Raw genomic sequence first — 24,944 nt, forward strand, 5'->3', positions numbered from 1 at the left:
AATGAACGAAGCCAGCATCCTCACGCACCTGAGCCAATCGCTCGTCCTTTTCATGATCTGGGTTTTGCCACCGCTCGTCGCAGCTCTGGTCTCCGGATTGATCATCGGCCTCGTCCAGGCGGCAACCCAGCTGCAGGATCAAACCCTGCCCCTGACGGTGAAGCTTCTGGTCGTCGTCGCCGTGCTCGCTGGGTTTTCTCCGGTGCTCAGTGCCCCCCTCATCGAACAGGCCGAGCGCATCTTCAGCGAGTTTCCCGTGCTCACGGCGAGATACTAGCAGAGCTTAGATGGCCGGCCTGTCCCCCACAGATGCGCAAGCTCTCGTCAAGAGCGCGATCGAACTCGTCGCCGCAACCGGTCTGAGTGCGGCCCGCGCCTTAGGCATCATGCTGGTGCTTCCCGTCTTTACCCGGCCGCGTATCAGCGGCCTGATCCGGGGAAGCCTGACGATTGTGATCGGCCTGCCGTGTCTGGCGCAGGTCAAGCTCGGCCTGCAGGCGCTGGATCCGAACACGCGTCTCGTCAGCGTCACCATGCTCGGTCTGAAGGAGGTGTTCGTCGGTCTTCTGCTCGGCATCCTGCTCAGTATCCCCCTATGGAGTATCCAGGCGGTCGGCGACATCATCGACACCCAGCGAGGAATTTCGAGCCAGGTCGCGGCGGAGGATCCTGCGACGCACAGCCAAGCGTCGGGGACCGGGCTTTTTCTTGGCATTACTGCTGTCACGATCTTCGTTCTGGCCGGCGGCCTCCAGACCATGGTGAGAAGCCTTTATGGCAGCTATCGGATCTGGCCCGTGTATCAGTTCCTGCCTGCGGTGACGGCGCAAGGGGCAATGGAATGTCTAACCCTTCTCGATCATATCATGCGAACGACGCTGCTGGTCGCCGGGCCGGTGCTGGCGTTGCTACTGCTGATCGACGTCTCGGTCATGATGCTCGGCCGCTTTGCATCGCAGCTCAAGCTGAACGATCTCTCCCCGACGATCAAGAATGTCGCCTTCGGGCTCATCATGGTCAGCTACACCGTCTATCTCCTTGAATACGCGGGAACTGAAATCCTCACGTCGAACAACGTGCTCGAGTATCTGAAGAAGCTCTTGAAATGAGCGGTACGAGCGAGGAGAAAAAGCTTCCTCCGACTGCCAAGAAGCTACGCGATGCGCGCAAGAAAGGGCAGACCGCGCGCAGCTCCGATTTGGTGAGCGGGGTGAGCGCATGCGCCGGTTTCGGCTGTCTGTGGTGGAGAGCGGAGGCGATCGAAGACAAGTGGCAGGAAACGATCCGACTGATCGACAAACTGCAGGAGCAGCCCTTCAATAGCGCCGTTTCGCAAGCGCTCAACGGCTTGCTGGAACTTTCGATTGCATCGGTCGGACCATTGCTCGCGTGCAGCGTGGCAGCAGCCCTTCTGGCGAATGTTCTGGCCAATGGTGGCTTCATGTTTGCCTTAGAGCCGCTCAAACCGAAGCTTGAGAAACTGGATCCCATCAAAGGCTTGAAGCGGATCGCATCGAAACGTTCGTTCATCGAGCTTGGCAAGACGCTGGTGAAGGTGGTGCTCCTCGGGGCGTGTTTTTTCATCACCGTTACCGCGAGCTGGAAAGCGCTGGTGTACTTGCCGGTCTGCGGCATGGGCTGCCTCGGATTCGTCTTCAGCGAGGTCAAACTGCTGACCGGGATTGCCGGGGGGGCCTTTCTGGTCGGCGGATTGGCTGACCTTCTGATCCAGCGCTGGTTGTTTATGCAGGACATGCGCATGACGGAAACCGAGGCTAAGCGCGAGAACAAGGAACAGCAAGGCAGTCCGCAGGTGAAGCGTGAACACCGGCGTCTGCGGCAGGAGTCCGCGAACGAGGCTCCGCTCGGCGTTCATCGCGCCACATTGATACTGAGGGGACCCGCAGCTTTCGTTGGGCTGCGCTATGTTCGCGGCGAAACCGGCGTGCCGGTCTTGGTCTGCCGTGGCGAAGGCGAGGCTGCTTCACGGCTGCTTCATGAGGCGCGCGCGCTCCGCCTCAGTATTGTGGATGACGACGTCTTGGCGCGCCAGCTCCTGGGCAAAGCAAGGCTCGGCAATCCGGTTCCTTCGCAGTACTTCGAGTCGGTTGCAAAAGCGCTCTATGCCGCCGGGCTGGTCTAGGGTCTGTTTGGATTCAGGATTGAATTTCCAAGCCGGAACGATTCAAACTCAATCCGCTGCAGAAATGCCGGGGCCAAACACCTAGTTTTCCGTTAATTTCTCGGCGTCAGCTTACGGACAGCTAAGCTGCTTATCTGCGGAGTCAGGTCTAACGACCTGAAACACAATGCAACCGCCATAGGAGTGTGGTCGTCATGGACGATCGAGTTAACAATACGTCGCATGTTCCATCCTACGATGAGTATCATTACGCTAGCTCCCCGGAGCACAGGAATGCCGACGATTTTGCGGACGCGTTCCGTAGAATGGGATTGCAGGACTCGGGTGCCAGCTCATCCTCGCAGCCGAGTTATTACCTCAACTCAAGACCTCCCGTTATTGAGATCGACCGGGCCGAATTCCGGGAACGGGTGAGGAGCTTTCATGGTGAAGAAATCGATCGTATCGCCAACAATCCGCAGGAATACTCAGAATTTGTATCCGAAAGAGCTAATCGCACCGCGGATACCGCCAGAAGTTTCGCGATCCGAAGGGATTCCGATGCCGCGCGATATTACAGCTACCAACTAGGAAATACGAGCGTCGGCCTCCAAAGAACGGAAGCCGGATTTCCTATGGCGACTGAGTTCACCAGCCAGCGGTGGCGAGAACTGTTTCCCGGACGGACTGATGTCACATCAATCGTGGATTTTCAGGTTGCACATCCGCTCGTCGGTAACGCCGGCGATATTCTGCTCGAGCACCAACTACGGCGAGACGGCGAACGGCCGCTAGTGAACTGGCGTCCTGCCAATGACGAAGCGAGAGCCCGTGCAGAACAACTGGGCTTCGTTCATGTGGATCCCGATGATATGGTACTTGATCCCACCCAGTCCAGCCAGTGGAGATATAGGGATGGTGAATGGCAGCGCGCAACCAATTCTTCGATGTATCTCTCCAAAGCGGCGAGCGATGATGAACCTTCATCAGAGTCCGACTCGGATGGAGACTTCATGTGACGTGAGATCTCTACCAATCCATTTGAGGTGGAGCAGGAGCGCAGACCAACCGACACCTGCGGCTTACGATCGAGCCTTGGACGGAACGAAGCCCAAGCCAATTCGGCTTAAGCCGTGAGGTGCACTGTACTGGCGGCGGTTTACGAGAGCTGGTGCCTATAATAGCACAAAAGAAAACTCCGGCTTCCAGCCGGAGTTTTCGACTCCCGCCCGGGCGGGAGGAGCGGATTGCCTATGGCAGGCGCCAGCGTCATTGTGTCCTCGCCATCAGAATGGCTCGGGATCTTTCCGGGTTGCCTGGGTGAGGAGGGCTTCGTTGGCCGTTTTCTTCGTAGGCGGTAATCTCGAGAAGTGTCGGGCCAACTCATCGAGCAACGAGACCATCCACCCGGGCTCGCCGGCATTGGATGCGAAGATCAAAAAATGGAGCAGATGTCAGGACAACTACCTTGCCTTCGTTCAACTCGCGTCAGTCAGGCTATGGCTGCGCCTTAATCCGCGCCCTAACACTACTTTGGCAGATTGTTAGAATTTTTATTAGGATTGAACGAAGCCGTTGCCGCGGCGTAAGGGGCAAGGTGGCGTAGATCGCCTCCTGGCTGAAGGATGTGGGTGTTGGAGCCCACCCCCTCAGACAGGAGTATCGAGATGGCCGATTTGAGCCCTCTTCGCCGCCGCATGATCGAAGACATGACCGTCCGCAATCTGTCGCCGGCGACGCAGCGATCCTACATCAGCGCGGCTTCGAAGTTCAGCCGCTATTTTGGCCGATCACCTGACCGGTTAGAGTTGGAAGACGTCCGCGCCTTCCAGGTGCATCTGGTCTCGACCGGCATATCATGGCCGGCGCTGAACCAGATCGTCTGTGCGCTACGGTTTTTCTAGAGCCGGCTGTTGGCGATGGCGACGCGATGGGTGTAGCGGCCGAGATAGGCCAACACCACCTGGATGACGCCGCGGGCGCTGTCGATGTCTTCGATCCGCAGTCCCGCAACCTCCGAGGCCCTGAGCCGGCCGCATAGGCGGTTGTGAGCGCGGCGCGGCTCTTCAATGGCTTCCATCGCATCCGCCACTTCGGCTTCATGGCCAACGGCCATCGCGCTGCCAAACTCGCCCTTTGCTGCAAACTTCTCGATCGTGGGCGGACAGCGCCAAACGATGGCGAGCCGTCGCCTGTGGATTCGGAAGCTCAAACCTGGGCCGAGGCTCCTGCCTGTCCCGATTGTGGTGGCGTCATGCGCATCATTGAGCGCTTTCGACATACCTTCAGACGCCCCAGCCCTCGAACATCACCGTTCCGATGCGACACATCGTAAGCCAAGTCATGCCGTGCACGACGATCATCATTCGTCATTTCGCTCCCAGCGTCTCGATCATCGCGGACGATGTCGAATCCGTGCTGTCACACCGCGCCACAACAACCGTCCGATGCAGCAAAAAGCCTATCGCGATCTCCGGCGAAGCGCGTCTGACCTCAACTCTTCCCCGATGCGCACATCCCGTTTCTCTGCCTCTCGCGCCGAGCCAGCAGATCGGGCATTGCGATCTCGAACAATCCCCATAGCTGCAAAACCGCGCATAGCCTCCCGCGCCTTCGTTCAATCCGGCTTCAATGAGGTCGCGTCATAAGCGCCTGCCGCGCCCTCGCGTGAGCGCGACCTCACAGAACCCTCCAGATTCTCATCCTGGCTTGGTTGTGATTCAAGCTTGGGATGGACCGATTCGTTTTGACTGACGCCCAATGGGCGAAGATGGAGCCGCTGTGTCTTGGCAAGCCGGGCGATCCCGGCCGGAGCGGCAATAACAACCGGCTGTTTGTCGAAGCGTGCTGTGGATTGCCCGCACGGGCAGTCCGTGGCGCGATCTTCCGCGCGCCTTCGGCAACTGGATAACTGCGTACACGCGCTTTCGCGACTGGGCGAAGGCGGGCGTCTGGAAGCGCATGTTTGATGCAGTTTCAGACGAGCCGGACATGGAATGTGTCATGGTCGATGCCACCATCGTCAAAGTCCACCGCCACGGACAGGGCGCAAAAGGGGGACGCAAAACCAGGCCATCGGCCGCTCGAAAGGTGGAATGACCACCAAAATCCTGGCACTGACCGACGCTCGGCAATCTCGTGCGCTTCGTGCTGCTGCGGTATCCCGCCGCTGATCGAAGGGCTGGCCTTCGATGCGCTGATTGCAGACAAGGCGTTCGACAGTAACGCAATCATCGCCGACGTCGACGCACGCGGCGCCAAGGTTGTCATCTCCCAGCACCCGCGGCGCGCAAATCCTCTCGCCATCGACAAGGAAATGTACAAATGGCGGCACCTGATCGAAAACCTCTTCTGCAAGCTCAAGGAATTCAAGCGTATCGCCATGCGAGCCGACAAAACTGACCTCAGCTTCGAAGCAATGATCAATCTCACCGCCGCCGTGACAAATTCACGATGAATCCAAACAGACCCTAGATCATCTTGGCCCGTGGCGCCGCGATTGCGAACGCCCATCACCAAACCGGCTGCACGTCCCTCGTTGCCCCCGCGGGGGCTTCCGGCGCTGCCCTGCTGCTCGATCCATCGTCTCCGTTGCTCTTGTTGCGCGGGGCAAGGGTCCCGTAATTGGCAACCGGGGTGGCGGCACGATCGCCACTACTTGTTATGACAGATCGATTGTCCAGCAAGTCGAGCGGATCGTTGACCATGACAGCCAGATTGTTTCGGGTCGAGCAGCCAAGCGTCGGGTCGAACGAATTATCGTTTGCTGCGGGCCCGACGATGGAAATCGACGGACAGACAGGAGGATGGGCTTCATAGGTGATCGCCTCGATCCTCACCCCGAAACGGGCGGGCAGATCGAGGGGGGAGGCGGACAGACGGATGTTATAGGGGGCAACGCCCATGGCACGGGCCTCGTGGGCCACCTGTGCGATAAGGCGGGGTGAGCCAGTGACATCCACATGTAGCGCATCCCGCCGGCCGCCACTGGCACTCGCAATGAAACTCCGCAGCCGATGCCTTTCGGAGCCACGAAGGTTCGGCAAGAACAAGACACTGCTCTTCTGCTCCACCTCGATCGTTTGTTCAGCCGGCCCGGAATGGATCGAAGCACTGTTTGCACATCCGCCTAATGTTGCCGCAACAGCGATCAAATGGCACAAATGTCGCAAGGTCATTTGACGATCCTCATTCGATGATAAAGCCGGCACTGCCCGTCAGGCCTGGTGCGCTCGTGCGGGGCGCATCGCGGTCTCGGGGTGGCCGTGCCAGCGTGTTCGTCAAAATGCGCCCCGCGTCCGAGGACGGAGCGATGCGGTCGCTCGGTGCACTCATTCGGGTCAGGTTCGATCCCGGTCGCACGATGTAAGGCGTGACAATGATAACCAGCTCGGTTTCGCGTTTTTGAAACGATGAGGAGCGAAAAAGCGCACCGAGGATCGGCACGTCGCCGAGCCACGGAAACTCGCCGACGTCAGTGTTGAAGTTGCGCCTGATGAGCCCACCGATTGCAAAGCTCTGACCACTGGCGAGCTCGACAACGGTGCTGGCCCGCCGCGTCGACAGGGCGGGGACCGCCATGCCGTTGATTTTGACCTCACCTTCCGTCGACAGTTCGCTGACTTCGGGCTTCACGCGGACGTTGATCTGATTGTTGTTGAGAACCGTCGGAACGAACTCGAGGCTCACACCGAACTGCCGGAATTGCACCGAAACCTGCCGATTGTCCTGCATGACCGGAATGGGAAATTCGCCGCCGGCCAGGAAGCTCGCGGACTCGCCGGACATCGCCGTCAGATTCGGCTCGGCCAGGATCGAGGCGAGGTGCTCGCTGGCGAGCGCATCGAGAACGGCGCTCAGGTTGGTATTGCCGGCGCTAAACCCGATACCGATCGTGCCGCCGCCGCCAGCCGCGCCAGACCCGCCATCTTTGCCGCTGACAAGGAAAGCGCCGTTTGGACCCGAGGCCGTGAAGTGGATATTGAGATCCTTGACGGCGCTACGGGAGACTTCTGCCACCCGCACACTGAGGTTCACCTGCAATGAGCCGGCCACCTGGATCTTGTTGACAACCAGCGCACCCGCACCAAGAAACTGCTCGGCGACCTTCTTGGCAGTCTCGACGACATCGGCATTGGGCGCCGTGCCGCTAAGGATCGCCCCGCGCGGCGTGAAGCTGACCTGGATCGGATAGTCGCCGACCTCGGCTCTCAGCGTGGCTCGGAGGTCCTCGATCGGCTGCGTGACGACAACACGTAGCTCGGCCAGAGCCTCGCCGTTGTCGTTCAGGGCGAACAGGCTGGTCCGTCCGGATTTTTTGCCAAACACAAAGATCGTCGTGTTCGACGGCGCCTGGTAATCCGCGATCGTCGGGTCGGCAACAAAGATGCTCGCCGCTGGTGCAGTCAGATGAATCGTCTTGCCCTGTGAGGAAGTAAGGTTCAGCGTGCCGGTGGTGCTGCCAAGCGCCGCGCGCGGCGGCTCTCCTTTGCCATCCCGCTTGGTCTGGGCTGCCACAGCAAGTGGAAATAGCAGAGCGAGCGCGCAGAGGGTGTGGCAGAAACGGAGAAAAATGGCCGAGCGCGGCGCGCTGGCGACCATCGACGGCTCATCAGCGCCGGCGGCATTGTTAGCGACCTTCAAGGGATTGTTACTTTCAAGTTCGATCGGCTAGGCGGCCGATGCTGCGCCAATGAGTTCAAGGGTGTAACCGACACCGCGCGCGGTCTTGATCCTTAGCGTCGCACCCGCCTGGTTCAAATGCGTGCGCAAGCGATAGATCCCGACTTCCAGCGCATTGGTCGAGACCTCGTCGTCGAACGCATACAGGCTATCCTCCAGTGACGCGCGCGGTACCGTGCGGCCGGCGCGGTTGAGCAGATGTTCAAGGATGCACACTTCCCGGCGCGCAATTCTCAGTATTCGACCGCCGACCGAGACTTGCCTCCCGATCGGGTCGAAATGCAGATTGCCGAAGGTCACGACCGGCGCCGTCATTTGCGTTGACCGTCGCAAGATGGCCCGCATGCGAGCAATGAGTTCGTCGATAGCGACGGGCTTGGCCAGGAAATCATCCGCACCCGCATTAAAGATCGCAATCCGCCGGCTGAGATCATTGAAACTGCTCATCATCATGGCAGGCATTGAACGTCCCTCGCGCCGCAATTGCTTCAGCCAGTCCAAGCCGTCTCCATCCGGCAAAACCGAGTCGAGCAAGAGAATGTGGTAGCTGGCGCAATCCAGCGCGGCCGCCGCCTCATCCAGGGTACGTGTCACGTCAACGGCGAACCCGCAATTCAGGAGCGCTTCCTTCACAGCGCGGGCAAAATCCGCATGATGATCAACCAGGAGAATTCGCATTTCATCGCCTCTCGTCCATCCGCGCCAAAACCTGAGCGCGTCACGGTTGACCAGGAGGTTCGACGAAACTCAGACACGCCCGCTCTGACGTGAATACCGAAGCCGGAGAGCGCCGAAGCGGAGCATGATCGCGCGCGCTCAATCCCGATGATTCCCTTGTCGCCGGATGGAAAGATGCGACGGCCTGCCCGGAACTGCATATGTTGTCGGCGATGCTCAACGCACCCTCTGTGCCGGGAAGAACCTCGAGATCATTGACGAGGCCCAAAGCAGTAGCAGCAGGGAGAGCGGCTGGATTTGTGGCTGAATAGTCTAGCGAAACCGACATTTGGATACCCCGCCACCTTACCTCAGTCCCGCGGTCGGCATTGCTATGCTATGAAGCCTGTGGCGTCGCCAGGTCATGACAAAGCAAGTGTTCCGCGTGAAGACAGTTCACGCCCGCATCTGGCCGATGCCTCCAGAGGCCGCGATGCGCGACGAAATGATCGATGCGCCTTCGCGGCTAGGGAGAAAACCTTTCGCTAGCCGGTGATAGACATGAAGGACGCCAACGATGCTGACCCTCGGCCGCGTCCGATGTCTCGGACGCTGCACCCCATCGAAAGCAGCAAACGAAGCCCGGATAGGACCGCACGCCGCGGCCATGCCGCCTCTGGTTGAGGTCGTTGCGCCAGTTGCATCTTATCACTTGAGATGAACGACGGCCGAATGATCGAAGCTCGAACTTTGAGTTGAGTTGTGCACGGACAGTGCGAGGCAAACACACCCCGCTTTCAACGCGACGGCTACATCCTGCTCCGGCTTTGACAGGGGCGGCGATGGTTCCTCCGTCCTGAACATAGGCGGTGTCGAGAACACGCCTTCGAGAGGAGTGATCGACCCGCGTGACGGGAGGGGGCGGTGCGGCGTTGAGATTTAGGGACGTTCGCAATTCTTGCTACCTGTCAGGAAGTGTTCGCGCGAGCGGGGTTCTATGTCGCGATGTTGTCGGAAATCCTACAATCTGACGTTAGGTGGGATTCAAGTGCCTTTAACAGTTGGTCACAGGAGTACCCTCAAAGGTGCGGCATCCTGAAGGGACAACGACACAGTCTGGACACGGCGATCGACCTGCGGATCGCGGTCGGCCTCGCTTTCTCCAGCTTGTGAGCATTTCGTCTCTCCAAATCCTGGGCGGTGCAGCTTGAGCTGCAGCCGATGGCAGTTGTAAGGTCTCAGTCGTTCTTGCTACTCGCTAAAACAAGCTTTGACGCTGGGACCGTGCGATTGCTCGATCGTCTTTCACGTGACAATCAGCAAGCAAACTATGGCTAGCCGCGCGATGTCAGACACGTGGGCATTGCGTTAAATGCAGACATGCGATTGTCCAGGTCAAGTTGACCGGAAAGGGACTGAAGTAGAGAATCGATCGTCACACCACATTCTTGGACGCTGCCCCCAAGCTCGGCCCCGACTATGGGGCCTTCAGGCAAGATCGACAAAATCGATTGTTTTGATGGAACGCATTCAGGCTGCGGATGGGTCGTAGCGCGACACCGCTTGCCATGGCTGTCGCGGCTTTTACTGCGCTTAATAGTACGATCGCGGCTGACGGTCCTCTCGTCGACGCGCGTCCAGTATCAGGCTGAGACAGCCATGAGTGGAAGCTAGGCTTTCACCGCATCACGTCACCGAGCCGGGTCTTCGAAAGTGGCCGCGGCGATCGGGTCTATGCCGGGACGCCTGAAGCGCCCGAACGGGCAACGCCAAAGAACGACTTGGAGCGGTTTTAGCGGGCCCCAGACGTCGGGTCCGCTCTTAGGATGCGGCGCCGCTTCAGCCGTTTGCTGGTAGCTTGATGCGCAGGCTGCTCGAGTAAGGTGCGTGAGGCCTGCGCTCGTACGGGTGGTTCGTGCACATTCTTTCAGGTACAGCTTTCGAAAAGTTGACGGACGAGGAAAGAAGCCCGTACCCGCTTGAGGGGTGCCGGATGGATTCGGTTCAGTGAGGCAGGCCGTCAGCCGGACGGATGCCGCGCAAAGCGGTAGATCAAAAGTCGCTGACGCTGCTTTGCGCCATCTGGCATTCTTGTTTAGACGAGGCCGAGATCAGGTGCTTTGACTGAGCAAAACTTGTTCGTGCCGCCGCGTCAGGTTCGTCGCCAACCTCATTTTGAACCTATTGTTTCGCTGGCAGAGCGGCGATCCCAGTATCAACGTGAACAAGCTCGCAAGATGCGGGCTGGTCGAAGTGTTCTCCGGAAATCCCGCGCTTACGCATATGTGAGAGCCGCATCCTCTCAACCATATCGGACTCCGTTTGATTAGCTCGACCGTTGCGGTCGGTGGTTTCCAAGTGGCCGCCTCCCGATCAAATCGTTTCAGCGTCTTCCCACGAGGGGAGGCCATTTTTAGCAAACCTGACCTACGAGGTTGTGACGTTGGAATAGCCGTCACGACCACTTGCGCCTGGTCGCGACAGGCTGTTCTTTGTCGCAAGCGCGACCGCGCTTGATGTCTGGGTCTGGAATTCGCCAAACAACTTGCGAGCATGACGGTTTGCAATGTCGCGCCTGTGCGATCTGTGGTTCTTACCGAGGGAGATGAACATATGAAGTTTACCGGCAAAGGCCTGTCGATCCTATTGTCCTTGCTTTCGGCGCCAAGCATGAGCCCGATGGCCAGGGCCGATGAGCCCTCGCCGAAATACGCCGAAGTTTTCAATGCCCTGCAGACCGGCAAGAATGTGAAGCTCATACTGGACATGAATCACTGCACCACCGTCGAGGGTGGCAAGCCTGGGCCGGCGACGCAGGGTGGTCTGGTCATCAATGCCTTCAGGGTGACCGCCCAAAACGGTATCAGCTTTGCCAATGCGCACCAAACGGTGGACAGCTCCGGACACGCTGTGACCGAATACATTCGCCATAGCCTCAGCCGCGAAGGCAAGCTCACAGTGCGGGCGTCCAAGCTTGTCGTCGGGACGACCGAACTCGTGAACCAGGGCGAATTCATATGCGAACTGCCTGATGGCGCGAAGTTCATCTGGTAAAGGCGCAAGTTGTGACAGAGGCGTTGGAGCGTGGAGCGAGGGGCGGCCGCTGGATCGCATTTCCCCATCACAGCTCTTCCGGGCGCGGGTCCACCGTTTTCCTCGAGTTCGTCAGCTCCTCGAAAGGCAACCTTCCTAGCATTCGGACCTGATCTCTAGATACCGATGCCATCTAACTCACGAACCTCGGCGGCTCGCTCGGCGAATCTGCAAGAGACGGTGTTCTCATAACCAGAAAGAGAGCTTTATGGATTCCAGTCGGATCAGCGGTGCCCGCTCGCCAGTGGCGTCCCCAACGGGATACGTTCGGACACAGGAGGATCATAATCTGTTCAGGCAGGCCTTGAATGGAGCCGGGTCACCATCTGGCGCGCCTGTACCGGCAAGGGCGCCGATTTGGAGTTCGAGCGCTCCATACGGGACCTTTTCACGCGAGGGCTACTCTTGGAACAACGACGTATGGGGGCCGGGCGCTGGGCCTCAAGCGATTTCGGTGAGGGCAGTCAACCAGTGGGGCGTTTGGTCGAACCAGCCGAATACTGCCGGCATCAAGAGCTATCCGCACGAGGCTTTCAATATCGGAAAACGGCTCAGCTCAATCAACACTCTGACCTCGAGCTTCAATCAGGATGTTCCTCCCGGCGGCGCCTGGGACTTCGCCTACGATATCTGGGACAGCTCAAACCAGCATGAGATAATGCTCTGGACGAACTACACCGGAAACTCGGACGGAAGCGGCAACGTTAAGCCCATTTCATATCATTATGCCCCTTCCGGTGCGGCGATCCCGGTCTACAGCAACGTCAATGTAGGCGGGGCGACTTGGAACGTATTTGAAGGCTTCAATGGTCACAAGGTCATCTCATTGCTGCGCACTTCGAAAACCAACAGCGGGACAGTGGACATCAAGAGCATCCTGCAGTGGATCAAGTCGAAGGGATACTTTGGCGACATAAACGTCGGTGCGGTTCAATACGGCGTCGAGATTACCTCTTCCCCGGGGGGGATGAATTTCAACTTCAACAACTGGTCTGTGACCTCGAAGTGAAGATGGCGCGGGCAGTGAGGTGATTTGCGCTTATGCCGTTGAGCCACTCCGACCGACGACCTCAGCTTGCCGCTTACGACCAGGCTTGGGAGCATATCGATCACCACAGGCGAGCCTCTTGGAGGCCGCACCTCCCGTCGGCGTCAAAAAACTCGTCGGGTTCAGGTGCCTGTGGGAGTTGCTGACGACCCGATGCCTGCGCGATTGACGGCGGCCAATAACGTTAGCCCTACAAAACCCGACGTGGCCTGGTGAGAGGTAGAATGAACAAAGGCCAGCACGAAACTCTTCTCGAAAGACGCTGCATCATCGGCCTCTCCACCTAGGAAACGTCGGATGACAAAAGAAAGCGATCAGTTGCGGATTTGAGCTCCAATTTGCCGCATACCGCTGCACTGATAATCGTGACCGTCTTAACCTCCCGAATCCGATGGCGGTGATCACGCGCTATGATCGCATTGGCCAGTATGCTGTTGGGCGAGTTTCCGATCGGTCGCAGTGCAAAACCGGCGCGGGGCGACGTATCGCTCCCTGATCAGCCAGATAGCCATTTGGGCGGCATCAAAACCGTGAATTGTGCGAAGTGTTGACCGTTTCTGACGAGCTTTCGCCGAAACGTCCGTAACTTCTGCTTTTTGGTCGACTGCTGTGAGAAAGGCCGCGACACGAAGCCGTTCGTACACCAACTTGGTTATATGTGTTCGGTTTCTGACACTGGCGCCGACACGCTGGGCGGCAGAACACCCCAGGCGTTCTTCAAGAAAAATCAGAAGCCGAGCGTTTTGAATGCTGATGGCACGGCCGTTGCTATTGAAACGATAGTCAGCGAAGGCCGAGCGCATTCAGACACACAGGACAAACCATGTTCGCAACTTCTTTAAACCGGTGTGCGCTGTACAGAGCACCGACCGTGCAACTTCTGCCGTACTCGCCCAATCGGGCATTCCATCGATCGGACGGGACGACGATGACGCAAAGCAGCTGCCTAACGCGCTACCGAACTGGAGAGTTGAAATGATTGCCTCCTCAGGCATATCGGCGCGGCGCCAAACGACCGACGTAGACGCAATGATCGCTGATCTCCGGGAGCAACAGTGTTAGATCTGGGATGCGGATCAGGTGTGCTGGGGCTGGCGGCACTCCGCGCTGGGGCAGAACGCCTGGTGGCTCTCGATATTAATCCGCAAGCCGTTCTCACCACAAAGTTACACATCGAGCGGTTAGGTTATTTCGAGCGCGCAGAAGCGCGCCTCAGTGACATTTATTCTGCGCTGCAGCCTAAAGAAAAATTTGACCTCATTCTCTTTGCCGCCCCGTATTGGAACCGAAAAGCAAAGGACGACCTGGAGCGCTCTTGCTTTGACGAAGATCACAGGGCCATGGCCTCAGCTCTAGGGGGAGCACACATCTGGCTCAATCCTGATTGCCGGATGTATGTGGTCTTTTCTGATCAGGGAGATATCGGGCGCGTCCTGAACTTGATCGATGACAGTAAGTTGCGCGTTAGAAACATGCATATGTTCCGTCCATCGATTGAAGGAGGGCACATCCGCATCATCTGGGAGTTCACGGTTCGGTGAAGCCTCTTCCGCTGCTGCTGCCGATCAACTTTTTGAAGTGCCGGTTCAGTACTGGTCCTGTTTGGATCGGCGTTTTCACACCGAAGGCTACCCGCATGAGGTCAATGCGGTAATGCAGCCCCCATAAATTTGAGGGAGATCACAGGATCGTCGATATTGGAAAACACGACCTCACGAGAACCGGGCAGTTGTCCAATACTCTTGCGTCACAGGTACGCCTTTGAGAGGAAGATCGACTACACAATACTGGAGTTGATTTCTGTGGCGGCTGTCATGATGTGTAGGTCAATGTCGTTCATGATCACGGGCCGAGCGAGTTCGTCGGATGCACGGCAACCCCAAATCGCACGGCTTGTGGGAGCTGACGGCGCCAGCTCCGCCGTATACGGGTCCTCTTGTGGGCGACGCGCAGGCCGATGTCGTTGTGATCGGCGGTGGATATACCGGACTCTCTGCGACTATTCAGCTTGCGAAGGCAGGCGCGCGCGCAACCCTGCTCGAGGCATCCGAAATTGGATTCGGTGGTTCCGGGCGCAACGTCGGGCTCGTCAACGCGGGCATGTGGGTCATGCCCGACACGCTCACAGCTACTCTCGGGCCTCCGTTTGGAGAGCGGCTCATCGAATTACTGGGTAGGGGACCGCAAGAGGTTTTTGAACTGATCGAGAGACATGGGATCGACTGCGAAGTTGAGCGCGCGGGGACCCTGCATTGCGCGGTCGGCCGCAGGGGCTTCCAGCAAATCCAGATACGCGCCGAACAGTGGCAGAAGCGCGGCGCTCCGGTCGTGGTGCTTGATCCGGAGGAAACGCGCAGAAAGATTGGCGGTGGCAACTACACCGGCGCCCTCCTGGACAAGCGCGCCGGTACTATACAGCCACTGGCCTATGCGCGCGGCCTGGCACGCGTTGCCCTTGCAGCGGGCGCGAGGATATTCACGCAGACTGAGGTCCTCACAGTCAGCGATATGGGTTTGCGCTGGAGGGTTGGCACGGGAACGGGATCCGTATGTGCTGAGTGGGTAATCGTCGCCACCAACGCCTACGGCAAAACCACTTGGCCGCAGGTTCAGCGGGAGCAGATCCGCTTGCCTTACTTCAATTTGGCCACGCGGCCCTTATCAGACCGTCCAAGGACGTCAATCTTGCCCGAACGGCAAGGAGCATGGGACACCAACGATGTCCTTTCCTCGTTTCGCTTCGATCGGTCGGGGCGTCTGGTGTTCGGCAGCGTGGGCGCTCTGGAGGGGATCGGCACCCTGGTTCACCGAGCCTGGGCGGTGAGGTCGCTACGCAGGCTGTTTCCGCAGCTCAGTTCGAAACCGGCTGGTTCGGGATGATCGGGATGACTTCCGACCACCTGCCGCGCTTTCACAAGCTCGACCGCAACGTGGTCACCTTCGGTGGTTACAACGGGCGCGGTATTGCAACCGGGACTGTCTTCGGCCGTGTGCTGGCGTCCTATGTCCTCGGGCACCTTGCGGAAATGGATCTACCGCTTCCAGCCGCGCCGGTTGAACACCGGCGACTTCGTGCCGCCCGTGAGGCCCTCTACGGAGCAGGGTCTCAGCCGGTTCACCTCACTGGAGCGCGGCTCTGATCCGCCTGCTGTCAGGGGTATATCCGGTCCGGCGAGTGTCCCGTCGGTATGGCCATTCCTGGCAAGCAGCGAGCGAATAGGCTTTGGTCGCTTATCGTTCATCAGAAAATTCTCAACATATGCACTCGCGCGGTCCCGTCGTCACGTTGTTGGTCGGCATCCGTGCAGCATCCCGATGTCTGCGGACTGGCAAACTCACACGTCCTGCAAAGCAGAAAGCCCTCGATTCCGTCCATGCGATTGACAATTTCGCTAAACATTCGGCCTTCGGACAGATATTCGTATTGGTCGCGCAGAAGATTGCCCAGGACATGACGCCGCTCAAAATCCATGCAGCACAGGGTAACGTCGCCGTTCGGGAGAAGGACATTCCGATATTGCTGTTTGCCGATGCATGTCAAAGTTCCGGTAACCGGCCGTCGTGGTTTAATGACATTCGGATCGATTCGTCCTCGCCTGCCACTCAAGGGCCGCAACCGCTTCAGTGCTTTGGCGGGAACGATGTCGGCGAGATCGGGATGGATTTTACCAAGCACGATGTATCGAATTGAAGGAATGTTCGCCTCGACCAGTCTCCGCATGACATTGAGATAGGTCTTTCCGACAAGGCGGCTGTTCATGAAAGTGCCGTCATCGAGAACGTGCACGACGAAGCTCCTGAACTGCAGCTTTTGCAAGCGCCGAACGTCACTCCCATTCATTCCGACAAGGGTTGTGAAAATTCGGATGCCATGGCCGCGCGCGTAAGCATACTCAACCATCGTCGTGCACTCCGGATGGAGCCAAGGCTCCGAATAACCCGCAAAGCCGATATCGATAGCGGCTGGTACGCGTACCAGACATCGCTTGAAATCCTGAAGACCAAGGTGCTTCGCTTGGGACACGGGTCGTTGGCGTTCAGCGAACTTATCCTGGGGACAATAGGAACATCGGACGATGCACCCTGTGGTCGTCGTAATCTCCAGTTCCCGGCCGCTGGGATTTAGGTCTTTTAACGCCATGAGGTGTGCTGTCATTCGTCTGATCCTTTCGGGTCCCGGCGCAAGGAATTGCAAGCAGCGCGGCGTTCTGCAGCGGGGCGACGCCACCAAACCGCAGCGGATGCGAAATGCTTCGCAAAGGGCGATGCGGAACCTGCATTCGACCAGCCCAGCAGGACATCCTATTTTCTGCGACAGGTCGGGTGCCGGATCCTCTTTTCTCGTTCGCGCATGCGGCAACCAACGCGGCCGATCTGGGGGATATGTATGCGGTGCGGCAAGCGATCGCGCCTCGCGAACTCGATGCCGATCGTTCGCGAAGACGTCCTGCCTGCCTCAATGGCAAATTGCTCCTCAGGATGATGGATGCTCGCAGGCTAGTCGCTGTGTTGAAGAACAAATTGGCTTCTCTCGGCGGAACGGTAAATGATTTTGTCGACGACGATCGCTTTGGCAGTTCTCGTCCGCGATCCTGCGGCCAACGGAGTAATAAGTTGAGGGGCTGTCCCGAGCAGCCGAAGATGCCGGGTTAGCCGTTTTCAAAGAATGATCACATTTCGTCCTGTTCGATAGCCCGAGTAGTAATGCAGCTGCCATGACGCGACGCCTGTCTACCGGTGATAGTTTCCCGTCGATCCACTGGAACAGATCGATTTAGAGAGTCAACGCGATCCTGACTGCCGGAAATGGTAGGGGGTGGTTAACTTGCGATACTGTGTCGAACGACAACCCCAACAAGACGCCACGACAGCTCAAAGCCTTAAATCGCTACTATGGATCCGTAAGATCTCGAGCGAGCAAGATCTGCGGAGACGATCATGGAAACTCGATTGGCAGATGTTGGGGCCGACGATGCTTGCAATATCCCGCTGCGCGATCTGAACGTAAACCACAAACGCATGAGAGGCCGTGCGAGCTGTTGCTTGAACGGCAGGAGGGCATGAACTTGGTCAAGGTTGCGCTTCGCTGGCATCGCTTGTCTGCCAATGAGTGCCGGATGGCGTGATCACGCGTTCGCCGCTTGGCGTGATGCGAAGGTTGCTCGTCGTACAATGGCTTGAACCGGCCCGACGACTTCACCCGTGTCAACTTTGACCATTCGGCGGAGCCGCCGGGCTTGTGAAACGATTTGCACAACGGTCGGCAATTGGATGACCCATCGCACCGTTTTGGTTGGGTGTGCAAGTCAGGTTTTCGTCAGATCCGGTGTGTATGTTGCTCAGCCAGAGCACTACACTTCCGCGACCACTCGTCTGGCAGACAAAACACAGGAGAAAGAAATGGCTGTAATGCGCGGCACGAACTTCAACGATCACGTGGTTGGGACACCGGATAATGACTTCATCCAGGGTCGGGGCGGGAACGACTTGATTTTCGGAGGTGCCGGCGACGATGAACTGGAAGGCAATCAGGGAGCCGACACGATTTATGGTGGTGCCGGCGACGATTTTTTGTACGGCAATCAGGGTAACGATACTCTGGTCGGCGGTTACGGCGGCGACAACTTCGTGTTCACGAGCGGGAACGGCAACGATTTGGTGATGGACTTCACGGTGGGGGATAAACTGCACATCGAGGACGGGATCAATCACACTGGTATTCATACGCTTGCCGATCTTACCAGTCACATCGAGGCGGCTGGCCCCAATAGCACGGTCGTCCACCTCGGAGCGGGCAATTCAATTACGCTCTCAAATGTGAATGCTGGCGACGTTCTGCATCACCCGGACAACTATTTCTCAATCATGCATATCACCGATCAGCCCACCTGATCCTCTCGGTTGTACTTGTGGGCCGAGCATGGCGCACGGGCACGGCGATCGCTATGGCACACCCATTCTGCCGGTAGCGAACTGCCGTTGCCCTCGACCAGACGATTAAACATTTGCCAAATGGGCGGAGACATGGTGATCCGAGCTCATCGCCATGTAGCGCAGAGTAGTATGCAGCCCGGTAGACTATACACACCCGGCTCCGGTGGCGTTCCGGCACCGGATGAATGCAGTGGCGCTGGACCAGCCGATACCGTGTCCACGCGAATGGTTTAACAGATGTTCGCACACGCCGGGCCGGCAGGTTCGCCGGCAAAGCCGCTCGCAGCACGTCAGGAGTAGTGCTCCAACCTGAACCTTTCGATCATATCGAGCTCCCGTGCACTTGCGTACAAGGCCCGACACGCTGTCGGAATGACGCCGCTGCCGCCAACGCAGCCCGCTGCCGAAGCTGGACGCACCGCCATCGCGAATTTACGGAGACGCCGAGGACCCATGCAGATAATCGCAGGCGCTGCGCATGCGGGGCTGGCGTGAAGATCGCGCCGTGAACGCCGACAACAGTCTGGGCGTGGGCACCACGCAGCTTTACGCCAAGACTGCGATCTACAATTACAAGCGCTATGGCGAGTTCCGGCTCGGCAACCGCACATTCGCCTTTCGGGTGAAGCGGCGCTTTGGATTGGATCCTCGTGGCAAATTCAATGCGCGATGGAGCCGACCTATCCGAAATCTCTCCGCTTATCTCGGAATCGCGCTCAAGGAAGCAGATCGCGTCCGCTCCCGGGAGCCGCCGGCCTACGTTCTTACGATTGAAAGCTTCCTAAGCTTCAACCGCCACCCCGCCGGGGCGGACCCCGGCCGATTGGGAGCTACAATGTGCGTCGACGGATATCCGTCGCTCGCCACTCAGCAGGCCCTGCGGACGAATCGCAGGATTGGTCGCCGAACAGACGCCGATCTTTCACTGGTCGGACATCGATCCGGACGGTATCTCGATACTCTGGTTCAGGTCGTAAAGCGAGGAAGCCGGCGGCGCCGCCCTGGAACGGCGGGAGATCGGGGCGATGCGCTGCTCGATATCTGGCGAGAAGGCTGCGGAAAACCACCCATGGATCGTCGGCAACGGCCTTAGCATTCCAGCTTGCCTGTCCATCGGCGACCACATAGGTGCCAAACGGTTTGCAGGTCAAATATGAGTACCGCCGAGAAGTTCATGCCCTGCCGCGCTATCGAGACAGGTAAGCTGCGGGCGCTGCGCAAGGCATCGCAGCGCCTTGACCGGCTCGATCCACTGCAACTCGCGGACGTGTATAGGGCTATCGGTTGCCGATGATCGGCAGGCTATGAAGCCGGCTCTGATCGTTGTCGCGCCGCGAACAAGCGCAATTTCCGTCCGATGCGTACAAAGCATCGAGGCTGATCATCATCAAGCTTAGCTGCGGCCAGCCCGTCGGGGACGTCGAGCAACTTGGCTCAACCCTGACGTTCCAGCGAAATAGACATCTGCTGACAGTTCGTAGTCAGCGGCAAACCGCAGTTCCCGAAGCGGCCGGACGCACCGGATCGCGCTTCTTGATACAAATCGTGCGTTTTGTACGCAGTGAGATCCATTGCCGAACTGATCGCTCTTGCGGTTGCGCGCAATTTCGAGCCGCCGTGCATACGGGATTGCGGTGAGAACTGACGGACCTTCGACGATCTGGGCGATACCGGCCTGATCCTTGGCTGTGAAGAAGACGATGTGACGGATCATGGTGGCTGCAATCGTGAAGCTGCAACGTGGCGTTCTTATATCGGGATCGAGCCCACACAATGCTGTACGGAAGCTGGCAGCACTCGGCGCGAATTTCTGGAAACCGATCGAGGTTGGCCTCGAAGCAGAACCCGACGCCGAGCGCGTCGCTCGGCTCGGCCGTCTTCCATCCGGTCGCATCGTGCCCGAGCCGTATCGCCTGCAAGCGGCCGTTTCCCCATATTCGCCGGAGATTGACGAGGCTCGCACCACCCCGGAGCCGCTCGACGTCACGAGACTCTAGAATGCATTTGTGCGCCGGTCCATCTTGGCGCCGGGGTAACGTCACAAATCTCGCGCGGCTCATGCCGGCGTAAGGCGTCGACAAACCTTGGTATAGGTTTGGCAACCCATTCTATATCGCGCGCTTGCCTTTGTAGAGTTGAGTCACTCGTCGAGTTGTTTGTACTTTCGACATCGCCGCTGGATCATTCGACCGGCGTGGCGCGGGAAACCGTTAGTGTCGACTGATCCGCTTGCTGGAAGGCGTTGCGTACCATTGAGGCGTGAGGATGAAACGGAATCGAAATGCGTGATCCCGCTTCCGTATTTTGAGTCGGACCTCGGGCCGATTGCGCACAAAATGACATGGGTCTTTCCCCTGAAGAGGTGTGTCCATACTCGGGATCGCGATCAGCGATCAAAACCGCAGGGCCAAGATTCATCCAAGGAATGGCGATGGAGAAGTGGAGCATCGGACCCTCTGCCTAGGAACTAGCCGTTAGAGCAGCCAATTCCACTTCCCTCTCGCTATGGGCCCTAGCCACTGTCAGCCGCGCTGACGACCGCAACTGGAGCGCGACTTGCCAGTGCCAGCGAATTTGCGTCACCCTCCTGAATGCGAGAGCCTCGATGGCATTTGCCGAGCTTTTCATCAAACGTCCGGTTTTATCCGTCGTCATCAGTCTGCTGATCCTGCTGATCGGTCTTCGCGCGGCCGCCGTTTTGCCGATCCGGCAGTATCCGAAGCTGTCAAACACGGTGGTCAATATCACGACCTCCTACCCTGGTGCCTCCGCCGACATGATTCAGGGGTTCATCACGGCCCCCCTGGAGCAGGCAGTGGCGTCCGCCGAGGGCGTCGACTACGTCACGTCCTCATCGGTGCTCGGTAGCTCGACGATCCAGGTCTACATCAAGCTCAATTTTGATCCCAACGAGGCGCTTACCGAAGTGCTCTCCAAGGTCAACTCGGTCAAATATCTAATTCCGAAGGAATCAAACGATCCGGTCGTCACCAAGTCAGCCGGTCAGACCACGGCTGTCATGTATGTCGCTTTCTCCAGCGAGGAACTGACGGCCAGCGCGATCTCCGACTATCTTTCACGCGTGGTGCAGCCGGTTATGTCGACTGTAGAGGGGGTCGCAGCGGCGGACATCCTGGGCGGCCAGAGTTTTGCGATGCGGCTATGGCTCGATCCTGCGAAAATGACGGGGCATGGCGTGTCGGCGGCGGACGTTTCGGCTGCAATTGCCGCCAACAACTTCCAGGCCGCGGCCGGTCAGGTCAAGGGCTATCTCACTATCTCCGACATCACGGCCAACACTGATCTGCGCGGTGTCGATGACTTCAAGCGCATGATCGTCAAGGCCAATGACGGCGGCTTTGTACGCATGGAGGACATTGCGACGGTCGAGCTTGCCGCGCAGACCGCAGACGCCAGCGTCTCCATGAACGGCGAGCACGCGGTCTTCATCGGCGTGCAGGCGAGCCCTCAAGGCAATCCACTGAACATAGTGCGAGGGGTTCGGGCGCTATTTCCAGACATGAAGCGCAACTTGCCGCCATCGCTGAAGATGAAAGTGGCCTACGATTCCACGAAGTTCATTCAATCATCGATAGATGAGGTGGAAAAAACACTGATCGAGGCCGTCTTGATCGTGGTGGTCGTGATCTTCCTGTTCCTGGCCTCGTTTCGGTCGGTCATCATTCCCGTCGTCACCATTCCGCTGTCGCTCATTGGCGTCTGCAGCATGATGCTGGCGCTGGGGTTTTCATTCAATCTTCTGACCCTCCTCGCGATGGTGCTTGCGATTGGCCTCGTGGTCGACGATGCAATCGTGGTGGTGGAGAATATTCATCGCCATCTGGAACAAGGCGCGCCACCCGCGCTGGCCGCAACCCAGGGGGCGCGCGAGATCGTTGGTCCCGTCGTCTCCATGACGATCACGCTGGCGGCCGTGTACGCGCCAATCGGCTTTCTCGGCGGCCTCACTGGCGCGCTGTTCCGCGAATTTGCGTTTACGCTGGCGGGCTCGGTCATCGTATCGGGCGTGATTGCGTTGACGCTGTCTCCGATGATGTGTTCGGTCTTTCTGAAGAGCAGCTCTGAGGAGGGGCGGTTTGCAAGAGTTGTGAACCGCGCGTTCGGCGCCACGACCCGCTGGTACGGTCGCAACCTCGACCGCTCGCTCGACTATGGTCCGATTACCGGGCTGTTTGTGCTGACTATGCTGGGCCTTGTCGGCTTTCTCTATATGCATACGTCCAAGGAACTTGCACCCGAGGAGGATCAGGGCATCATATTCGCGCTGACCAAAGCGCCGAAATACGCCAATATCGATTACCTCGATTATTACGGCGCCAAGCTCGACAAAGCGTTCCAGAAATTTCCCGAGACCGATTTGCGCTTCGTGCTCAACGGCAGCAGCGGTCCGCAGGGTAGCATGGCCGGCATGTTGCTCAAGCCTTGGGACGAGCGCAAGAAATCATCGATCGCGCTCAAGTGGTCCGTTCAGGCCGAGCTGTCCAAAATCGAAGGCATCAACGCGTTTGCCTTTAGCTTGCCGCCTCTTCCGGGCGGTTCGGGCGGACTACCGGTGCAAATGGTGATCAGTTCGACGCTAGGTTTCCAGTCCGTCTATGAGCAGATGTCGAAGCTGAAGGATACCGCTCGCAAGAGCGGTCTGTTCGCGGTCAGCGACTCTGACCTTGAGTTCAATCAGCCGGTGGTGCAAATCAAGGTTGATCGATCCAAGGCAAGCGATCTTGGCATCACCATGGAGAACGTCGGTGGCGCGCTTGCGACCCTGCTCGGCGGCAACTACGTGAACCGCTTCAACCTGCAGGGGCGCTCCTACGAGGTGATCCCGCAGGTGGCGCGCGAAAAACGCCTGACGCCGGATTCACTCGGAAGCTATGATGTGAAGACTGCGAGAGGCTCGATGCTGCCGCTGTCGACCATTGTCTCCATAGAGACTGCGACCGATCCGAATACGCTCACCCACTACAACCAGCTCAACTCCGCGACCTTCCAGGCCGTACCGATGCCTGGCGTCACGATCGGTCAAGCTGTGGAGTACTTGGACGAGGAGGCAAAGAAGCTGCCCGCAGGCTTTAGCCACGACTTCCTTGCCGACGCTCGCCAATATGTGCGCGAGGGTAATCAACTCGCCATCACCTTTGCGTTTGCAATTATCATCATTTTTCTGGTGCTTGCGGCGCAGTTCGAAAGCATGCGCGATCCCCTCATCGTCATGATCAGCGTTCCGATGGCGATCGTCGGGGCCTTGATCCCGCTATTCTTTGGCCTGTCGACGATGAACATCTACACTCAGGTCGGGCTGTTGACACTGATCGGGCTGATTTCCAAGCACGGTATCTTATTGGTTGAGTTCGCCAATGAGCTGCAGCTCAAGGAGAGTCTCGACCGCCGCTCGGCTATCGAGATGGCGGCGCGCGTTCGACTTCGTCCGATCTTGATGACCACGGCGGCGATGGTCACCGGTCTCTTGCCCTTGTTGACCGCAACGGGCGCTGGCGCCGCGAGCCGCTTCTCGATTGGGCTCGTGCTCGTCGCGGGCATGTCCATCGGCACGCTGTTCACGCTCTTCGTGCTGCCCGCGCTCTATGTCGCGATTGCATCCGATCACCGCGCCGGTGCGAATGCTGTCCACGTCAAGAACAGCGCCGAGTTGGAATACGCCGGGGCGGTTGCCCACTTGGTCAAGTGATGACGCTCGCAATCAATTGAGCTTCGCTGAATTGGTGTCAAATTGGGGGCGCTGATCGCCGACCGCGTGACTTGATCGTGCTGGTTGGCGACAATTGGTGCCCGGGACCGCGTCCATTTTCTGCTCCGGCAGGCTCGGTGTTGTTCCCGACCGATCAGAAAGCGGCAGCGGCTATTGGGCTCTGCCAGGGTGAATTGCCGGACATCCAGCGCAACTCGCATTCTTGACCTATCTGGGAGAATTCATGCTCTCCCGATGGCGTGGAGTGGTGGTGCCGCCTTGTTTCATTGGCTTCTTGAAGGGAAGGATTGCTCCGCCTTGCTTGCACGCAGAATGGACGACCGCTGATTTGCTGCACGTCCCGTAGCGAGCGGTCGGGAACTGTCTGGGCGTCTGAAGCCTATCTCATCAACATAGCTATGTTTCGATACTGGTCGGTCCCAGGCAGCCTATTCTGGCTAGCAAGGAGGCCTCTAGTGCTGCGCAGCAAGAAACCCGCCGTGTTGCAGCGATCATCCCGCGGTTTGTCCATCGCTTTTTCCGATGCCGATGACCATCCATCAGGAAAAGCGTAGAGCTTGAAAGCTACCCAAACCCCAACAGAAGGCGCGGCCCCAACACGACCTTCCTGCAAAAATCGAATGCTTCATCAAGACAATTCCCATCTCTCGGGCCGATCCACTTTCTTCCCGAAAGACTTG

General features: G+C 58.3%; 17 protein-coding genes and 3 pseudogenes. 13 read left to right on the plus strand and 7 right to left on the minus strand.

What is annotated here, in order from left to right; all coding sequences use genetic code 11:
* The first annotated feature begins 1 nt into the window (after window position 1).
* From AAFG13_RS35555 to AAFG13_RS35575, 5 genes and pseudogenes are all read left to right on the plus strand, one after another.
* Complete coding sequence (locus tag AAFG13_RS35555) at window positions 2-277, plus strand: flagellar biosynthetic protein FliQ (RefSeq protein WP_342709731.1); 276 nt, start codon at window positions 2-4, stop codon at window positions 275-277.
* Window positions 278-287: 10 nt separating this feature from the next.
* Window positions 288-1,109 (plus strand): type III secretion system export apparatus subunit SctT, encoded by an 822-nt coding sequence (sctT, locus tag AAFG13_RS35560; RefSeq protein ID WP_342709732.1) that lies wholly within the window; start codon window positions 288-290, stop codon window positions 1,107-1,109.
* Window positions 1,106-2,143, plus strand: a complete 1,038-nt coding sequence (locus AAFG13_RS35565; RefSeq protein ID WP_342709733.1) for an EscU/YscU/HrcU family type III secretion system export apparatus switch protein — start codon at window positions 1,106-1,108, stop codon at window positions 2,141-2,143. The genes sctT and AAFG13_RS35565 overlap by 4 nt, the downstream gene beginning before the upstream one ends.
* Before the next feature lie 194 nt (window positions 2,144-2,337).
* On the plus strand, window positions 2,338-3,141 hold the full coding sequence (locus tag AAFG13_RS35570; protein ID WP_342709735.1) for an effector protein NopP: 804 nt from the start codon (window positions 2,338-2,340) through the stop codon (window positions 3,139-3,141).
* Window positions 3,142-3,789: 648 nt separating this feature from the next.
* Window positions 3,790-4,023 (plus strand): annotated as a pseudogene (locus tag AAFG13_RS35575) (site-specific integrase); the annotation flags it as partial.
* On the opposite strand, the gene AAFG13_RS35580 reads toward AAFG13_RS35575, so the two are convergent.
* Window positions 4,023-4,202, minus strand: a complete 180-nt coding sequence (locus tag AAFG13_RS35580) for a transposase (protein ID WP_342709736.1) — start codon at window positions 4,200-4,202, stop codon at window positions 4,023-4,025. The pseudogene AAFG13_RS35575 and the gene AAFG13_RS35580 overlap by 1 nt on opposite strands.
* Before the next feature lie 651 nt (window positions 4,203-4,853).
* Between AAFG13_RS35580 and AAFG13_RS35585 the strand changes: the two are divergent.
* Window positions 4,854-5,579, plus strand: a pseudogene (locus AAFG13_RS35585) (IS5 family transposase).
* A gap of 55 nt (window positions 5,580-5,634) precedes the next feature.
* Here AAFG13_RS35585 and AAFG13_RS35590 read toward each other — a convergent pair.
* The 3 genes from AAFG13_RS35590 to AAFG13_RS35600 are packed head-to-tail and all read right to left on the minus strand — an operon-like array spanning window position 5,635 to window position 8,482.
* On the minus strand, window positions 5,635-6,300 hold the full coding sequence (locus AAFG13_RS35590) for a CpaD family pilus assembly lipoprotein (protein ID WP_342709738.1): 666 nt from the start codon (window positions 6,298-6,300) through the stop codon (window positions 5,635-5,637).
* Window positions 6,301-6,310: 10 nt separating this feature from the next.
* Window positions 6,311-7,765, minus strand: coding sequence for a type II and III secretion system protein family protein (locus AAFG13_RS35595; protein ID WP_342709739.1), 1,455 nt, complete (start codon window positions 7,763-7,765; stop codon window positions 6,311-6,313).
* Between the two features lie 27 nt (window positions 7,766-7,792).
* Entirely contained in the window at window positions 7,793-8,482 is a 690-nt protein-coding gene (locus AAFG13_RS35600) for a response regulator transcription factor (protein WP_342709740.1), read from the minus strand.
* A gap of 2,592 nt (window positions 8,483-11,074) precedes the next feature.
* On the opposite strand from AAFG13_RS35600, the gene AAFG13_RS35605 reads away from it, so the two are divergent.
* The 4 genes and pseudogenes from AAFG13_RS35605 to AAFG13_RS35620 all read left to right on the plus strand — a co-directional run bounded on the left by AAFG13_RS35605 (window position 11,075) and on the right by AAFG13_RS35620 (window position 15,742).
* Window positions 11,075-11,515 carry a VirK family protein gene (locus tag AAFG13_RS35605; RefSeq protein WP_342709741.1) on the plus strand — a complete coding sequence of 147 codons (441 nt, stop codon included), beginning with the start codon at window positions 11,075-11,077 and terminating at the stop codon, window positions 11,513-11,515.
* A gap of 247 nt (window positions 11,516-11,762) precedes the next feature.
* On the plus strand, window positions 11,763-12,563 hold the full coding sequence (locus AAFG13_RS35610) for a glycosyl hydrolase (protein WP_342709742.1): 801 nt from the start codon (window positions 11,763-11,765) through the stop codon (window positions 12,561-12,563).
* A gap of 1,094 nt (window positions 12,564-13,657) precedes the next feature.
* Window positions 13,658-14,143 carry a 50S ribosomal protein L11 methyltransferase gene (locus AAFG13_RS35615; protein WP_342709743.1) on the plus strand — a complete coding sequence of 162 codons (486 nt, stop codon included), beginning with the start codon at window positions 13,658-13,660 and terminating at the stop codon, window positions 14,141-14,143.
* 325 nt (window positions 14,144-14,468) lie between these two features.
* A pseudogene (locus AAFG13_RS35620) lies at window positions 14,469-15,742 on the plus strand (FAD-binding oxidoreductase).
* A gap of 101 nt (window positions 15,743-15,843) precedes the next feature.
* Here the strand turns inward: AAFG13_RS35620 and AAFG13_RS35625 are convergent.
* A complete protein-coding gene (locus AAFG13_RS35625) occupies window positions 15,844-16,758 on the minus strand; it encodes a radical SAM/SPASM domain-containing protein (protein ID WP_342709744.1) in 915 nt (304 codons plus the stop codon).
* Between the two features lie 1,115 nt (window positions 16,759-17,873).
* Between AAFG13_RS35625 and AAFG13_RS35630 the strand changes: the two genes are divergently transcribed.
* A complete protein-coding gene (locus tag AAFG13_RS35630) occupies window positions 17,874-18,494 on the plus strand; it encodes a hemolysin-type calcium-binding protein (RefSeq protein WP_342709745.1) in 621 nt (206 codons plus the stop codon).
* An 872-nt stretch (window positions 18,495-19,366) separates the two neighbouring features.
* Here the strand turns inward: AAFG13_RS35630 and AAFG13_RS35635 are convergent.
* The gene (locus AAFG13_RS35635; RefSeq protein ID WP_342713460.1) at window positions 19,367-19,660 is read right to left on the minus strand and encodes a hypothetical protein; all 294 of its coding nucleotides are present in this window, start codon (window positions 19,658-19,660) and stop codon (window positions 19,367-19,369) included.
* Between the two features lie 588 nt (window positions 19,661-20,248).
* Here AAFG13_RS35635 and AAFG13_RS35640 point away from each other — a divergent pair.
* Window positions 20,249-20,533 (plus strand): AAA family ATPase, encoded by a 285-nt coding sequence (locus AAFG13_RS35640; RefSeq protein WP_342709746.1) that lies wholly within the window; start codon window positions 20,249-20,251, stop codon window positions 20,531-20,533.
* A gap of 184 nt (window positions 20,534-20,717) precedes the next feature.
* Here AAFG13_RS35640 and AAFG13_RS35645 read toward each other — a convergent pair whose 3' ends face one another.
* Window positions 20,718-20,984, minus strand: a complete 267-nt coding sequence (locus AAFG13_RS35645; RefSeq protein ID WP_342709747.1) for a hypothetical protein — start codon at window positions 20,982-20,984, stop codon at window positions 20,718-20,720.
* A gap of 157 nt (window positions 20,985-21,141) precedes the next feature.
* Between AAFG13_RS35645 and AAFG13_RS35650 the strand changes: the two genes are divergently transcribed.
* Window positions 21,142-24,243 carry an efflux RND transporter permease subunit gene (locus AAFG13_RS35650; RefSeq protein WP_342709748.1) on the plus strand — a complete coding sequence of 1,034 codons (3,102 nt, stop codon included), beginning with the start codon at window positions 21,142-21,144 and terminating at the stop codon, window positions 24,241-24,243.
* The last annotated feature ends 701 nt before the right edge of the window (window positions 24,244-24,944 follow it).

It is taken from the genome of Bradyrhizobium sp. B124 (genome assembly GCF_038967635.1).
Taxonomy (GTDB): domain Bacteria; phylum Pseudomonadota; class Alphaproteobacteria; order Rhizobiales; family Xanthobacteraceae; genus Bradyrhizobium.

Excerpts from the sequence above, each read along its gene's own strand:
- AAFG13_RS35555 (WP_342709731.1), top strand. The coding sequence starts at position 2 with ATGAACGAAGCCAGCATCCTCACGCACCTGAGCCAATCGCTCGTCCTT.
- sctT (WP_342709732.1), top strand. The coding sequence starts at position 288 with ATGGCCGGCCTGTCCCCCACAGATGCGCAAGCTCTCGTCAAGAGCGCG.
- AAFG13_RS35565 (WP_342709733.1), top strand. The coding sequence starts at position 1,106 with ATGAGCGGTACGAGCGAGGAGAAAAAGCTTCCTCCGACTGCCAAGAAG.
- AAFG13_RS35570 (WP_342709735.1), top strand. The coding sequence starts at position 2,338 with ATGGACGATCGAGTTAACAATACGTCGCATGTTCCATCCTACGATGAG.
- AAFG13_RS35580 (WP_342709736.1), bottom strand. The coding sequence starts at position 4,202 with ATGGAAGCCATTGAAGAGCCGCGCCGCGCTCACAACCGCCTATGCGGC.
- AAFG13_RS35590 (WP_342709738.1), bottom strand. The coding sequence starts at position 6,300 with ATGACCTTGCGACATTTGTGCCATTTGATCGCTGTTGCGGCAACATTA.
- AAFG13_RS35600 (WP_342709740.1), bottom strand. The coding sequence starts at position 8,482 with ATGCGAATTCTCCTGGTTGATCATCATGCGGATTTTGCCCGCGCTGTG.
- AAFG13_RS35605 (WP_342709741.1), top strand. The coding sequence starts at position 11,075 with ATGAAGTTTACCGGCAAAGGCCTGTCGATCCTATTGTCCTTGCTTTCG.
- AAFG13_RS35610 (WP_342709742.1), top strand. The coding sequence starts at position 11,763 with ATGGATTCCAGTCGGATCAGCGGTGCCCGCTCGCCAGTGGCGTCCCCA.
- AAFG13_RS35625 (WP_342709744.1), bottom strand. The coding sequence starts at position 16,758 with ATGACAGCACACCTCATGGCGTTAAAAGACCTAAATCCCAGCGGCCGG.
- AAFG13_RS35630 (WP_342709745.1), top strand. The coding sequence starts at position 17,874 with ATGACCCATCGCACCGTTTTGGTTGGGTGTGCAAGTCAGGTTTTCGTC.
- AAFG13_RS35640 (WP_342709746.1), top strand. The coding sequence starts at position 20,249 with ATGGTGGCTGCAATCGTGAAGCTGCAACGTGGCGTTCTTATATCGGGA.
- AAFG13_RS35645 (WP_342709747.1), bottom strand. The coding sequence starts at position 20,984 with ATGCTCCACTTCTCCATCGCCATTCCTTGGATGAATCTTGGCCCTGCG.
- AAFG13_RS35650 (WP_342709748.1), top strand. The coding sequence starts at position 21,142 with ATGGCATTTGCCGAGCTTTTCATCAAACGTCCGGTTTTATCCGTCGTC.